At 63.1% G+C, this 12,692-nt stretch carries 13 protein-coding genes; 6 read left to right on the top strand and 7 right to left on the bottom strand.

Annotated features, from left to right (window positions below):
- Positions 1-141: 141 nt before the first annotated feature.
- A complete protein-coding gene (alr, locus tag QM996_RS04315; RefSeq protein WP_500269446.1) occupies positions 142-1,281 on the bottom strand; it encodes an alanine racemase in 1,140 nt (379 codons plus the stop codon).
- A gap of 150 nt (positions 1,282-1,431) precedes the next feature.
- Here alr and QM996_RS04320 point away from each other — a divergent pair, with 150 nt between their 5' ends.
- The 3 genes from QM996_RS04320 to QM996_RS04330 all read left to right on the top strand — a co-directional run bounded on the left by QM996_RS04320 (position 1,432) and on the right by QM996_RS04330 (position 3,436).
- Positions 1,432-2,289 (top strand): AraC family transcriptional regulator, encoded by an 858-nt coding sequence (locus QM996_RS04320; RefSeq protein WP_500269447.1) that lies wholly within the window; start codon positions 1,432-1,434, stop codon positions 2,287-2,289.
- Between the two features lie 185 nt (positions 2,290-2,474).
- Positions 2,475-3,128 (top strand): AzlC family ABC transporter permease, encoded by a 654-nt coding sequence (locus QM996_RS04325; RefSeq protein ID WP_500270249.1) that lies wholly within the window; start codon positions 2,475-2,477, stop codon positions 3,126-3,128.
- Positions 3,125-3,436, top strand: a complete 312-nt coding sequence (locus QM996_RS04330; protein ID WP_500269448.1) for an AzlD family protein — start codon at positions 3,125-3,127, stop codon at positions 3,434-3,436. Before QM996_RS04325 ends, QM996_RS04330 begins: the two co-directional genes overlap by 4 nt.
- 106 nt (positions 3,437-3,542) lie before the next feature.
- Here QM996_RS04330 and QM996_RS04335 read toward each other — a convergent pair whose 3' ends face one another.
- The gene (locus QM996_RS04335; protein WP_173516054.1) at positions 3,543-5,045 is read right to left on the bottom strand and encodes a replicative DNA helicase; all 1,503 of its coding nucleotides are present in this window, start codon (positions 5,043-5,045) and stop codon (positions 3,543-3,545) included.
- A gap of 326 nt (positions 5,046-5,371) precedes the next feature.
- Between QM996_RS04335 and QM996_RS04340 the strand changes: the two genes are divergently transcribed.
- From QM996_RS04340 to QM996_RS04350, 3 genes are all read left to right on the top strand, one after another.
- The gene (locus QM996_RS04340; RefSeq protein ID WP_500270250.1) at positions 5,372-5,815 is read left to right on the top strand and encodes a MarR family winged helix-turn-helix transcriptional regulator; all 444 of its coding nucleotides are present in this window, start codon (positions 5,372-5,374) and stop codon (positions 5,813-5,815) included.
- A gap of 131 nt (positions 5,816-5,946) precedes the next feature.
- A complete protein-coding gene (locus tag QM996_RS04345) occupies positions 5,947-7,527 on the top strand; it encodes an MFS transporter (protein WP_500270251.1) in 1,581 nt (526 codons plus the stop codon).
- A gap of 18 nt (positions 7,528-7,545) precedes the next feature.
- Positions 7,546-8,643 carry an HlyD family secretion protein gene (locus QM996_RS04350; protein WP_500269449.1) on the top strand — a complete coding sequence of 366 codons (1,098 nt, stop codon included), beginning with the start codon at positions 7,546-7,548 and terminating at the stop codon, positions 8,641-8,643.
- A gap of 95 nt (positions 8,644-8,738) precedes the next feature.
- On the opposite strand, the gene rplI is transcribed toward QM996_RS04350, so the two are convergent.
- The 5 genes from rplI to QM996_RS04375 form a co-directional block, all read right to left on the bottom strand.
- A complete protein-coding gene (gene rplI / locus QM996_RS04355; protein ID WP_500269450.1) occupies positions 8,739-9,314 on the bottom strand; it encodes a bL9 family ribosomal protein in 576 nt (191 codons plus the stop codon).
- A 32-nt stretch (positions 9,315-9,346) separates the two neighbouring features.
- Positions 9,347-10,300: a DUF2232 domain-containing protein gene (locus QM996_RS04360; protein ID WP_500269451.1), complete on the bottom strand. Its 954-nt coding sequence runs from the start codon at positions 10,298-10,300 to the stop codon at positions 9,347-9,349.
- 191 nt (positions 10,301-10,491) lie between these two features.
- Positions 10,492-10,740 carry a 30S ribosomal protein S18 gene (gene rpsR, locus QM996_RS04365; RefSeq protein ID WP_025426448.1) on the bottom strand — a complete coding sequence of 83 codons (249 nt, stop codon included), beginning with the start codon at positions 10,738-10,740 and terminating at the stop codon, positions 10,492-10,494.
- A gap of 26 nt (positions 10,741-10,766) precedes the next feature.
- On the bottom strand, positions 10,767-11,213 hold the full coding sequence (rpsF, locus tag QM996_RS04370; RefSeq protein ID WP_173516058.1) for a 30S ribosomal protein S6: 447 nt from the start codon (positions 11,211-11,213) through the stop codon (positions 10,767-10,769).
- Positions 11,214-11,515: 302 nt separating this feature from the next.
- Positions 11,516-12,559 (bottom strand): aldo/keto reductase, encoded by a 1,044-nt coding sequence (locus QM996_RS04375; protein ID WP_500269452.1) that lies wholly within the window; start codon positions 12,557-12,559, stop codon positions 11,516-11,518.
- Between the last annotated feature and the right edge of the window lie 133 nt (positions 12,560-12,692).

The following is a 12,692-nucleotide window of genomic DNA, read 5'->3' on the forward strand; positions in this document are numbered from 1 at the left end:
AATCTGGAGCGTCACCGGCGGTCGCGTGGAGCGATACCGTCAGTGACAGGAGAATCACCTTTGTCGTCACATAATGCCGCGAAACGCGGAACAGAAGGTGAATTTTAGCGAAGGCTGCAAGGAATACCTGCGAAAGCCGCGTCAGACGGCGCCGACATAGTTCCTGACGTAGCGATGTCCGAGGCTGGTCAGCAGTTCGTAACCGATCGTACCGCCGGCGCGCGCGACGTCGTCAATGGCGATGTTGCGGCCGAAGAGCTCGATATAATCGCCCGGGCGTGCTGCACCTGCCGGAAGGTCGGTGACGTCGAACAGGCTGAGGTCCATGGTGACGCGGCCCACATGCGGCACGCGCTTGCCGTGCAGGAAGCCGAATGCCCCTGACGGAGTTGCCTGCCGCAGAGTCACGCCGCCGCCGGAAACCGAGCGATGGTAGCCATCGGCGTAGCCGACCGCGACAGTGGCGATGCGGCTGTCCCTGTCGAAGCGGGCGGAGGCGCCGTAGCTGGCGGTGCCTCCGGCGGCAACTTCGCGGATCTGGATGATCCTGGCTTCGGCGGTCACGACAGGCGTCATCGGGTTGATGGCATCGTTGACCGCCTCGCCACCATAGACGGCAATGCCCGGCCGGGTGAGCTCGAAATGGTAGTCGGCGCCGAGGAAGACGCCGCCGGAGTTTGCAAGGCTGGCATCGACACCCTCGTACGCAGCGGTTGTCTCGCGGAAACGCGCGAGCTGGTAGGCGTTCAACGGATGCTGCGGTTCGTCGGCGCAGGCGAGGTGGCTCATGATCAAGACGGGCGAGAAGCTTGCGGGCCGCGCCGGGTCGTTGGCAAGCGCCACGGCGGCCTCGACCGAGAGGCCCAACCGGTTCATGCCGGTATCGACATGCAGGACGCAGGGGTGATCACCGCGCTCGGAAAGTGCGGCCATGAATACGGCAAGCTGCTCCTCGGAATTGATGATGGGCACGAGATCGTTGTCGAAGAAGAGCTCTTCGTTTCCCGGCCACATGCCGGCGAGAATGTAGATGCGACCGTCCGGAACGAGGGGTCGCAGCTCGGCACCTTCCTCGGCATTGGCAACGAAGAAGTCACGTGCGCCGGCCGCATAGAGGGTAGGGGCGGCGTGCTCGATACCGAGCCCGTAGGCGTTCGCCTTCAAGATCGCTGCCGCCCGCGCCTTGCCGGAGCGGGCGTTCATCGCCCGCCAATTGTCGGCAAGCGCGCCGAGATCGATCGTGAGGCGGTTGGAGGCGGAAAGGAATTCGGAAGGAAGCATGCCGGACACTCTGCGTGGACGATCCAAAGAGCAATACAGCCAACGGCCCATGGTCGCAAATGCTCGCCTGTCGCACGTCCACCCGGGCTGTGTCGGGAACCGAGCACTTTTATGCAAGACGGGATCGCCTCGGACCACTATGATTCCCGCATGCAGACGATTTCGCAGCAACAGGCCATCGATGATACGCCGATTGAGGGCGCCGAGCGCACACGCTTCTGGCGGGACGCTCGTTTCATGGGGATGGAATGTCTGACGGCGACCTTCATCACCCACGAATTCGCGCCGCATGCGCACGAGACCTTCAGCATCGGCGCGATCGAGGCTGGCTCGCAGATCAGCAAGATCAAGGGCGAGCGCTCGGAAGCCGGCCCCGGGTTCTTCTACCTGATCAACCCCGACGAGATCCACGACGGTCATCCCGGCGGCAGCGGCTATCGCTACCGCATGGTCTATCCGAGCGCCGAGCTTTTGGTGAACATCATCGAGGACGTGACCGGTCGCCCCTTCAGGGGAACGCCATCCTTCTCGAAGCGTGTGCTGCAGGATCCGGACCTCGCCTTATCCTTTCATCACGCGCACCGAACGCTTGAGCTGGCGGGTGGTCAGCTCGAGGCCGAGGAAAAGATGTTCGGCGTGCTTGCGGCGATGTTCGAGAGGCACGGCAGTACGATCATCGCCCCGATCGAGACGCGCGAGCAGTCCGCCGTGCATCGGGCACGGGACTATCTGGTCGAAAATTACGTTGAAGACGTCGGGCTCGAGGAACTGGCCAAGGTCGCAGGGCTCAGCCGCGCGCACCTGATCCGCGCCTTCCGCAAGGAATTTCATATCACCCCGCATGCCTTTTTGACCGACAAGCGCGTGCGTGCTGCCAAGACCTTGCTCAGGCATGGCTGGTCGGCGGTGGATGCGGCCTATCAGTGCGGCTTCGCCGATCAGGCGCATTTCAGCCGCCACTTCAAGGCACGCACCGGCGTGACACCCGGCGCCTTCCGCGCCGGGTAGAGCGGGATGAGAAAAGGTGCGTGCGGTTTTTCCGCCCGCATTCCGCCCTTACTCACGAGAGCAATCACTTTCGTTCAATACGGGAGCCGCTCCAGCCTTTAGACGGTCTTCGTTTCGCGCAAATGGAGCCAGGGACGTTGCAGGTAAGAAGTGCATTTCAGGAATTTCGCGCCGCGGCGATCGCGATGACGCCGCTGATCGTCGCCGTCATGCCGATCGGTCTGGTGTTCGGTGCGGTGGCGGCGGCCAAGGGGCTGACGCCGGCGGCGGTGACTCTGATGAGCGCGCTGGTCTTTGCCGGCGGGTCGCAATTCGTCGCCATGGATATCTGGACGCATCCGGCGTCCTGGGCCGCACTCGGCTTTTCGGCCCTGCTGGTCAACATCCGCCATGTGCTGATGAGCGCCTCGATCGGCAGCAAGCTCGACGGATTCTCCGGGCCGGCGCGCTATGCCTCGATGCTGCTTCTCGCCGATGAAATATGGGCCATGGCCGAGATGCGCGCGAGCAATGGCAGGCTGACCCCCGCTTGGTATGCCGGCCTCGCCGTGCCCTTCTACTGCGCCTGGGTTCTGACGAGCCTGACGGGCGCGATGCTTGGCGCCCTGCTCGGCGATCCGAAGGTCATCGGCCTCGACTTCGCCTTCCCGGCCGTTTTCATCATACTGGTCATGGGGTTCTGGAAGGGGCGTGAAACGGGCGCCGTGCTGGCCGCGAGCGCTTGTGCGGCCGTGGTCACGCATCAGTTGCTGCCGGGGGTGTGGTACATCGCGGCCGGTGCCGCCGCCGGCGTCGTCGTGGCCGTGCTATCCGGCGGACGCAAGGAGGCCCACGCATGACCATCGATCTCGACGCACTGCTTGCGATTGTGGCCATGGCAGCCGCGACCATCGCAACCCGCATCGCCGGCCTAGTGCTCATCCGCTACGTGACGATCGGAGAAAACCAGAAGCGCGCCCTCGAAGCCATCCCGCCAGCAGTTCTGATGGCGGTCATCGCTCCGACGGCCCTGGTCACCGGCCCGGCTGAAACGATTGCGGCTGCCGCGACGGCCGTTGCCGCAACCAGGCTGCCGCTCTTGGCATCCGTTGCCGTCGGCGTAATTTCGGTGGCGCTGTTGCGTCAGGTTCTGGGTGGCGCCTGGTGAAGGCGGTGCAGCTCAAACGCATGCTGGGCGGGTCGCTATGAAGTGAGAGCGGGATAGGAAACCGCAAACATTTTTCCCATCCCGCTCCGGCCGCCCCCACGGAACTTTAGTGTTCTTCGTACTGGCTGAAGGAAGGATCGGCGAGGTCGGCGAAGCGCGTGTATTCCGACTGGAATGCGAGCTTCACGGTGCCGGTTGGTCCGTGGCGCTGCTTGGCGATGATCACATCGGCCGTGCCCTTCACCTGTTCCATCTTCATCTTCCACTCTTCGTACTTCGGATCGAACTCGTCGCGCGGCTCCAGGTTCTTCACGTAGTATTCCTCACGGAACACGAAGAGCACCACGTCGGCGTCCTGCTCGATCGAGCCCGATTCACGAAGGTCGGAGAGCTGCGGGCGCTTGTCTTCTCGGCTTTCCACCTGACGGGAGAGCTGTGACAGCGCGATGATCGGAACGTTCAGTTCCTTGCCCAGCGCCTTGAGGCCCGTGGTGATCTGGGTGATTTCCTGCACGCGGTTGTCGCTCGATTTGCCCGAGCCGGTCATGAGCTGGATATAGTCCACCACCAGGCAGTCGAGGCCACGCTGGCGCTTCAGGCGTCGAGCGCGAGCGGAAAGCTGGGCGATCGAGATACCACCGGTCTGGTCGATATAGAGCGGCACCTTCTGCATCATCTGCGAGCAGGCGACGAGCTTTTCGAAATCGGCCTCGGAAATGTCACCGCGACGGATCTTCGACGAGGAGACCTCGGTCTGCTCGGAGATGATACGGGTGGCGAGCTGTTCGGACGACATTTCGAGCGAGTAGAAGCCGACGACGCCGCCGTTCTTCGCCTTGAACGAACCATCCGCCTGGACTTCGGGCTCGTAGGCGGCGGCGATGTTATAGGCGATGTTGGTGGCAAGCGAGGTCTTGCCCATGCCCGGGCGTCCGGCGAGCACGATCAAGTCCGAGCGCTGCAGGCCGCCCATGCGGGCGTCGAGCGAATGGATGCCGGTGGAAATGCCCGACAGGCTGCCGTCGCGCTCGAAGGCGGCGCCGGCCATGTCGATCGCGAGTGCCACGGCGTCGTTGAACGACTGGAAGCCGCCGTCGTAGCGGCCGGTTTCGGCGAGTTCGAACAGGCGGCGCTCGGCGTCTTCGATCTGGCCCTGGGGCGGCATGTCGAGCGGCGCGTCATAGGCGATGTTGACCATGTCCTCGCCGATGGTGATCAGCGAGCGGCGGAGCGCCAGATCGTAGATCGCCCGGCCATAGTCTTCGGCATTGATGATCGATACGGCTTCGGCGGCGAGACGCGCGAGATATTGCGCGACGGTCAGGTCGCCGACCTTCTCGTCGGCCTTGAGGAAGGTCTTGATAGTGACCGGGTTCGCAGTCTTGCCCATGCGGATGATGTCGCCGGCGACCTCGAAGATCTTGCGGTGCAGCGGCTCGTAGAGATGCACAGGCTTCAGGAAGTCCGAGACACGGTAAAAGGCATCATTGTTGACGAGGATCGCGCCGAGCAGAGCCTGTTCGGCTTCAAGGTTGTTCGGCGCCTCGCGATAGTGCTGGTCCACCTGATCGTTGCTGATAGGGGATAGCTTTCGCGCCGCGTCGTTCATGTCGTTTTATCTCTGCCTCTGTCTGGTGTGGAACCGGTTTGCGATCTACCGCGAGCCGGGTCAAGTGCAGGGGGGACACACTCGCAAAGCGTCTCATCGCGGCCTGGCGCTTTTCCCGTTGTTCGACTGATCCACAGGCCGGGTTCACAAAAGCGTAGAATCTCGCCTTCCCACAAAGTTGGACGTTGACGAACGAATCACCCAACCGGGCTACGGAAGTGTAGCCCTCTCCCTGATCCGCACAAATCTCCATCTTGAAAACCGGCCGCAATTGGATTAGATAGGATCAAAATAGTTAGCATGCTAGTAATATGGAAAAGATATCAATTTATCAACCCACCGTGAACCGCGAACTGTTCGATGCCCTGTCGCTGGTCAATCGCAAGCTGCGGGCCGTATTCGATGCTCGGGTGAAGGAGAGGGGGCTGACGCTGTCGCGGGCCCGCGCGCTCTTCGCCCTGACCCGGAAGGATGGTTTGAACCAGCGCGAACTGGCCGATGAGCTCGACATCGAGACGCCGACGCTGGTGCGTCTGCTCGACGGCATGGAGAAGCAGGGTTTCATCGAGCGGCGGGTCGAGGCCTCCGACCGGCGCGCCAAGCAGATCCACATGACCGACGATGGCCGCGGCGTCGCGGACGAGATTCTGCGGCTTGCCGACGAGGTTCGGGCGGAAGTGCTGGAAGGTATCGATGCCGCCGAGCTTGCCGTGACGCAGCGGGTGATACGGGCGATCGCCGACAACGTTCAGGCGCTGGCGCGGGAGTGACGGCGATGAGCGCAGTCGCGACTGCTGCTGCAAACGATAATCGCAATGCCCCGGCGCCGGCGACCGGCGCGGCCGGCGACCTGGAGGAGATCGCTCCGGTCCCGCCGGCCCCAGCTCCGGCGCCGGCCCCGATGCCGGTCGACAAAAGCCTGGCGCTATCGGCGGTCTATGTCGTCGGTTCGGTTCTCCTGTTCCTGACACAGGGCCTGGGCATGAACTTGGCTCTGGCCAATCTGACACAGGTCCAGGGGGCGCTCTCGGCAACTTCGGTCGAGGCCGGCTGGTTGTCTGCGGCCTATATGGCGCCCAATGTCAGCCTGTCGATCGCGCTGGTGAAGATCCGCGCTCAATACGGGCTGCGCCGCTTTGCCGAAATCAGCATCGTCGGCTTCGTCATCGTCTCGTTGATGAACGTCTTCGTCTCCGACCTGCATTCGGCCATAGTCGTGCGCTTCATCAGCGGCATCGCCGCCGCACCGATGTCGACGCTCGGCTTCCTCTATATGCTCGAGGCCTTTCCGCCGGCGCGCAAGCTGACGGTCGGCCTGGCGCTCGCACTCACCTGCACGACGATCTCCGCGCCGATCACCCGTCTCATCTCCCCGACCCTCATCGAATACGGTCAGTGGCATGCTCTCTATACGCTCGAAATGGCGCTGGCGCTGATCGCGCTGCCGATCATCTATCTTTTGCCGCTGACGCCGGTTCCGCATGCGAAGGTCATCCAGCGCATGGATATCCTGAGCTACCTGCTCGTCGCCGTCGCCTTCGGCTGTCTCGCCGTCGTGCTGACCATGGGGCGTCTCTACTGGTGGCTGGAGGCGCCCTGGCTCGGCGTTCTCCTGGTTGTCGCGATCGCGACGCTGACGACCGTGGTGCTGATCGAGCTCCATCGCCAGGTGCCGCTGATCGATGTGCGCTGGATCGCCTCGAAGGAAATCATCCATTTTGCCGCGGTCCTGCTGATCTTCCGCCTGGTCGCCTCCGAGCAATCGGCAATCGCTGCGAATTTCTATCAGCAGCTCGGCCTCCAGTTCGAACAGGTCGCAACGCTCTATTGGATCATCCTCGCCGCGGCCATTGCCGGCGGTCTGCTCTGTGCCGTGCTGATGAACCCGCAGCATGCGGAGCGTGTGCACATCCTTGCGCTCGGCCTGCTTGCGACCGGCGCCTATATGGACAGCCAGGCGACGAGCCTGACACGACCCGAGCAGATGTATCTGAGCCAGGCGATAATCGCTTCGGGCACTGCGCTCTTCCTGCCGCCTGCCATGGCGCGCGGCTTCAAGGCGGCGTTGGCGAAGGGGCCGAGCTACATCCTGAGCTTCATCGTCATCTTCCTGTTCACCCAGAGCATCGGCAGCCTGATCGGTTCCGCGGCCTTCGGGACCTTCATCACATTCCGCGAGAAGTTCCATTCCAATATTCTGGCCGAGCAGATCGTGTTGTCCAATCCGCTGGTTGCTCAGCGCGTCAACCAGCTCTCCGCCGGCTATGGCAGGGTGATGGGCGACAAGACCTTGCTGAACGGCGAGGGCACGCTGCTGCTGTCGCAGCAAGTGACGCGGGAAGCCTACATACTCGCCTATAACGACGCATTCCTGCTTGCCGCTGTGATCGCGCTTTTCGCGCTCGCCGGCCTGCTCCTGCACATGTCCTACAACTGGCTCACGCAGAGGCTGACCGGCCCTGCGCCAATGCCGGCCGCTTGATCAATCGAGTTGACGACCATGCTGAAGTTTCTCCGTTCCCCAACGACCATCATTGTGCTTCTTGCCGGCATCGCCGGTGTCGCCCTTGTGCTCTATGCCTGGCGGCTGCCGCCGTTCCACAGCTCCGTCGAGATGACGGAGAATGCCTATGTGCGCGGCTACGTCACGATCATGAGCCCGCAGCTTTCGGGCTACGTCGCCGATGTTCCGGTGCGTGACTACGAGACCGTCAGGGCCGGGCAATTGCTGGTGAAGATCGACGATCGCATCTATGCGCAGAAGCTGGCTCAGGCCGAAGCGACGCTTGCCGGACAGAAGGCGGCGCTCGCCAATTCCTATCAGCAGGAACTATCGGCCAAGGCCGGCATCGTCGCCAGCGAAGCCCAGCTCGCGAGCGCCAAGGCGGCCTTCAATCGGGCGCGCGCCACCTGGGACCGTATTCGTCCGCTCGCCGAAAAGGGCGTGTCGACACGCAGCGATGCCGATCAGGCACGCGCCGGCTTCGAGCAGGCCGGCGCGGCCGTGAGCCAGGCGGAAGCCGGGCTGGAAGTGTCGAAGCAGGCGCTGGCGACGACGCTTGGCGCGCGTGCAGGATTGGAAGCGGCCGTGGCCGGTGCGCAAGCCGCCGTCGAGCTGGCGCGCATCGATCTCGAAAACACGCGCATCGTTGCGCCGCGTGACGGCAGGCTGGGTGAGATTGGCGCGCGGATCGGGCAATATGTGACGGCGGGATCGCAGCTTCTCGCACTGGTACCGAACGATGTGTGGGTCGTCGCCAATTTCAAGGAGACGCAACTCGACGGCATGAAGGCGGGCCAGCCCGTTACCATCGCGGTCGATGCCCTGCAGAAGAACGAACTCACGGGGCATATCGAGCGCTTCTCGCCGGCAGCCGGTTCGGAATTCAGTGTCATCCGGGCGGACAACGCCACCGGCAACTTCACCAAGGTGGCCCAGCGCGTCGGCGTGCGGATCATGGTCGATCCCGGTCAGCCGCTGGCCGAGATGCTCTCGCCCGGCCTCTCGGTGGTCGTGCGTGTCGACAAGGATGCGCCAGCGCGGACCGCCGTGGATCAGGCGACCAGTCACGCTGTGCCCGTCGCTGCTCGTGGGTAGCCTGCCGCCTCACGTGAAGAGGCCAGGAAAGATGCGGCCAAGAAAAAGCCCGGATCGATTGACCCGGGCTTTCGTATGTCGAATGGCCGTTAGGCTTATTCTTCTTCGCCTTCGAATTCGGCTTCCGGGTTGAAGAAGTCTTCCGGCTTCAGAGCGTCTTCGTCGACGCCGTAGATGGCGTCGGCCGAGGTCAGGCTTTCGCCCTTGGCCTGGCGTTCGGCTTCTTCAGCCGAACGGGCAACGTTGACTTCAACCGAGATCTCGACTTCCGAGTGCAGGTGCAGCGTGACCTTGTGCAGGCCGATCGACTTGATCGGGTGGTTGAGGTCAACCTGGTTGCGGCCGACGTTGAAGCCTTCGGCAGCGAGCGTCTCGACGATGTCGCGAGCAGCAACCGAGCCGTAGAGCTGGCCGGTTTCGCCAGCGGAGCGGACGATGATGAAGGACTTGCCGTCGAGCTTTTCGGCAACCGCCTGGGCTTCCGACTTGCGCTCGAGGTTACGGGCTTCGAGCGTCGAACGCTCGGCTTCGAAACGGGCCTTGTTGGCAGCGTTGGCGCGCAGTGCCTTGCCGAGCGGCAGGAGATAGTTGCGGGCAAAGCCGTCGCGAACCTTTACGGTTTCGCCCATCTGGCCGAGCTTGGCGATACGTTCGAGAAGAATGACTTCCATGTTCGTTTCCTTTCAGTGTTCCAGTTTGTTGGTCAGCTTTTTCCCACCGGCGTGACTGCGATGGTGCGTCGCGTATCGATCAGGCCGGACAGGAGGAAGAAGAATGCCGGGATCGTGAACACGAGCACCGACAGGTATGCGATCCACAGCACGGGAAGCCGCCAGGACTTGCCGCGCGTGCGGAAATGGAAGGAGGCGAAGCCGGCGAGCAGAAAACCTGCGCCGAAGGTTCCGCAGATCAGCGCGCCGATCGTCGCGGGCGCGCCGCCGAGGAAGGTCATGACCAGGCCGCCGAGGAAGATGAAGATCGCGTTGCGGTGCATGCGCAGCGTCGAAGGGATGTCCTCGCGCGGGCGCAACGACCGGCCCGACATCTGCACGATGCGGGTTGCGACGTAGTAGGCGGTAAAGAGCATCAATACCCAGATCGCGCCCTGGACGAGCGGCAGGGCCAGCGTGAAGAGCGATTTGATCTGGGCAACGGCAGCGACGTCCGGATTGTAGCCCGGATCCTGCGCCTTCACCGCCTCAATGACGATATCGACCATGCGGTCGGAAATGTCGGCGCCATAGCCGACGATGAAGCCGACGATGATCATGCCGATGGTCACGAGGCCGGCGAGGTGGCTGAGAATATCGGACAGCGGATACCAGGCGAGCGCCTCGTCCGGGCCGCCGAGTTCGGAAGCCGGGCGGGCGAGATTGGCGAGGTGGCTGAGCCAGCCGGCGGGGATCAGCGTGACGACGAGAATCAGCAGTGCGAAATAGGGCGAGACGAGCGCGGCGGCGGTGGCGCCGGCGCTAACGATCGCAGCAATCGCCGCGGCATTGCCCCAACCGAGGCCGGCGATCAGGATCGGAAGTGCGGAAGCGGCATAAAGGACGATGGCAAGAGACGACTGCGTGTTCGCGCCCATCGACAAGAGGGCGGCGGTAAAGCCGGCGAGAACGCCGGTCAGCAGCGATGTCCTGTTCACATTCGTCACGTTCGCTGTCCTGCTTCGTGCAGTTAGGGGATGGCAAATGCCCGGCCCCAGCATGGGATTTTGGCGCTTTCGCACCGGTTCCGATCCGCGCCCACCGCGGAAGGGAGGGATAAGGCGCTCACGTCGGCGGAGCGCCTTATCCCGGAGTCGGCTTCCGTCGAGTCAGACGACCGACGGAGAGTCAGCCGTTCTTAGGAAACGACGTAGGGCAGGAGGCCGAGGAAGCGTGCACGCTTGATCGCCTGGGCGAGTTCGCGCTGCTTCTTCTGGGAAACGGCCGTGATGCGGGAAGGAACGATCTTGCCGCGCTCGGAAATGTAGCGCTGCAGCAGACGGATGTCCTTGTAGTCGATCCGCGGAGCGTTTGCGCCCGAGAAGGGGCAGGTCTTGCGGCGACGGTGGAACGGGCGACGAACCGGAGCGGAAGAAACTTCAGCCATTGTCTTTATCTCCTAAAGCTTCTTGATTACGCGCGGTCTTCGCGCGGACGACGCGGGCGGTCTTCACGGTCGCCACGGTCCGGGCGCGGACCACGGTCGCCGAAGCCACGCTCCGGACGGTCGCCATCGCGGCGCGGACGGTCGTCGCGGTCGCGCTTCTGCATCATGGCAGACGGGCCTTCCTCGTGCTTCTCGACGGCGATCGTCATGTAGCGGAGGATGTCTTCGTTGATGCGCATCTGACGCTCGACTTCGTGAACGGCCGGTGCCGGAGCATCGATGTCCATCAGAACGTAGTGAGCCTTGCGGTTCTTCTTGATGCGGTAGGTGAGGGACTTCAGGCCCCAGTTCTCGACGCGACCGACCTTGCCGCCGTTCGCTTCGAGCACGCCCTTGTACTGCTCGACGAGAGCGTCGACCTGCTGCGGCGTGATGTCCTGGCGGGCCAGGAATACGTGTTCATAAAGAGCCATTGTGGCTTGCCTTTCTTGCGTTAATCAGCCCGGACCTCGGCGGCTAAGCCTCAACGACTGTTCTTATGGGCTCGCAAGAGCCGGCAAGAAAGTGTTGTATCGAGACGGTCGAGAGCGGAGACACGGGAGGCCGGAAAGACTTGCTATCCTAACGGCTCCCCTCGCGGGAAACCGGCCCTCCGTTCAGCCACCAGCCAGAAGACCGGGCATTTCGAACAGCGCGCTTATACGCATTTTTCCGCAGAAGGCAAGGCTCGCCGGATATTTTCACTCCGACCTGTTCTCAGGCGGACCGATGCCGATCAGATCGGCATCGGGTAGAGACGGTGCAGTCGCCTGATGCCGTTCATGACGTCCTGCGACAGAGTGAGATTGGCGGCGCCGAGGTTGGTCTTCAACTGTTCCATCGAGGTCGCGCCGATGATGACGGATGCCATGAACGGCCGCGTCAGGCAGAAGGCGATTGCCATCTGAGCGGGGTCGATACCGTGCTCGCGTGCAAGCTGCACATAGCCGGCCACCGCCGGTTCCTGGTGCGGCGTGAAGCGGCCGCCGAGGTCGCCGTTGATCGAGAGGCGGGAGCCCGTCGGTCTGGCACCGTCCAGATACTTGCCGCTGAGCAGTCCGGCTGCGAGCGGCGAATAGGCGAGCAGGCCCACGTCCTCGTGATGCGACAGCTCGGAAAGATCGAGATCATAGGCGCGGTAGAGCAGATTGTATTCGTTCTGCACTGAGGCGATCCGTGGCAGGCCGTGGCGCTCGGCCATGTCGATGAACTTCATCGTGCCCCAGGCCGTTTCGTTGGAGAGACCGATGGCGCGAACCTTGCCGGCCTTCACGAGATCGCCGAGCTTGTCGAGGATCGCTCGGAGATCGCTGGCGACATGCGCCTTGTCCTGCTTGGCCGGATCGTAGGACCAGGCATTGCGGAAATGGTAGTGACCGCGGTTCGGCCAATGGATCTGGTAGAGGTCGACATAGTCGGTCCTCAAACGTCGAAGGCTGGCGTCGATTGCCAGTTCGATGCCTTCCGGGGTCGTGGGATCGCCATTACGGATATAGGGGCGACCCGGGCCGGCGACCTTGGTCGCGAGCACGACGTCGTCGCGGCGGCCGCGCTTCGCCAGCCATTCGCCGATGAAACGCTCCGTATTGCCGTAGGTCTCGGGCGACAGTGGGGTCGTTGGGTAGAGTTCAGCCGTATCGATGAAGTTGACGCCCTTGTCGAAGGCATGATCCAGTTGCTCGTGCGCCTCGGAGATGGAGTTCTGCGAGCCCCAGGTCATGGTGCCCAGGCAGATTTCCGAAACCTTTATGCCGGTGCGGCCAAGCGTGTTGTAGCGCATCTAGATAGGTATCCTTGTGAAGGGCGGGCGCCGACCTGGGGAGGAAAGGGGCGCGCGCGCCGGGAATGGAGTGGCCGCCTTTGCCTGTGCGTCGGTCGCAGGGCAGAACGACATCGGGCGGCAAACTTACGCC

The organism is Sinorhizobium chiapasense (genome assembly GCF_045277575.1).
GTDB lineage: Bacteria > Pseudomonadota > Alphaproteobacteria > Rhizobiales > Rhizobiaceae > Ensifer > Ensifer chiapasense_A.

What these genes read in the sequence shown, in the direction of transcription:
- QM996_RS04375 (WP_500269452.1), bottom strand. Translation starts at nt 12,559, where the DNA reads ATGCGCTACAACACGCTTGGCCGCACCGGCATAAAGGTTTCGGAAATC.
- alr (WP_500269446.1), bottom strand. Translation starts at nt 1,281, where the DNA reads ATGCTTCCTTCCGAATTCCTTTCCGCCTCCAACCGCCTCACGATCGAT.
- rplI (WP_500269450.1), bottom strand. Translation starts at nt 9,314, where the DNA reads ATGGAAGTCATTCTTCTCGAACGTATCGCCAAGCTCGGCCAGATGGGC.
- QM996_RS04325 (WP_500270249.1), top strand. Translation starts at nt 2,475, where the DNA reads ATGACGCCGCTGATCGTCGCCGTCATGCCGATCGGTCTGGTGTTCGGT.
- QM996_RS04335 (WP_173516054.1), bottom strand. Translation starts at nt 5,045, where the DNA reads ATGAACGACGCGGCGCGAAAGCTATCCCCTATCAGCAACGATCAGGTG.
- QM996_RS04350 (WP_500269449.1), top strand. Translation starts at nt 7,546, where the DNA reads ATGCTGAAGTTTCTCCGTTCCCCAACGACCATCATTGTGCTTCTTGCC.
- QM996_RS04320 (WP_500269447.1), top strand. Translation starts at nt 1,432, where the DNA reads ATGCAGACGATTTCGCAGCAACAGGCCATCGATGATACGCCGATTGAG.
- rpsR (WP_025426448.1), bottom strand. Translation starts at nt 10,740, where the DNA reads ATGGCTGAAGTTTCTTCCGCTCCGGTTCGTCGCCCGTTCCACCGTCGC.
- QM996_RS04345 (WP_500270251.1), top strand. Translation starts at nt 5,947, where the DNA reads ATGCCGGTCGACAAAAGCCTGGCGCTATCGGCGGTCTATGTCGTCGGT.
- rpsF (WP_173516058.1), bottom strand. Translation starts at nt 11,213, where the DNA reads ATGGCTCTTTATGAACACGTATTCCTGGCCCGCCAGGACATCACGCCG.
- QM996_RS04330 (WP_500269448.1), top strand. Translation starts at nt 3,125, where the DNA reads ATGACCATCGATCTCGACGCACTGCTTGCGATTGTGGCCATGGCAGCC.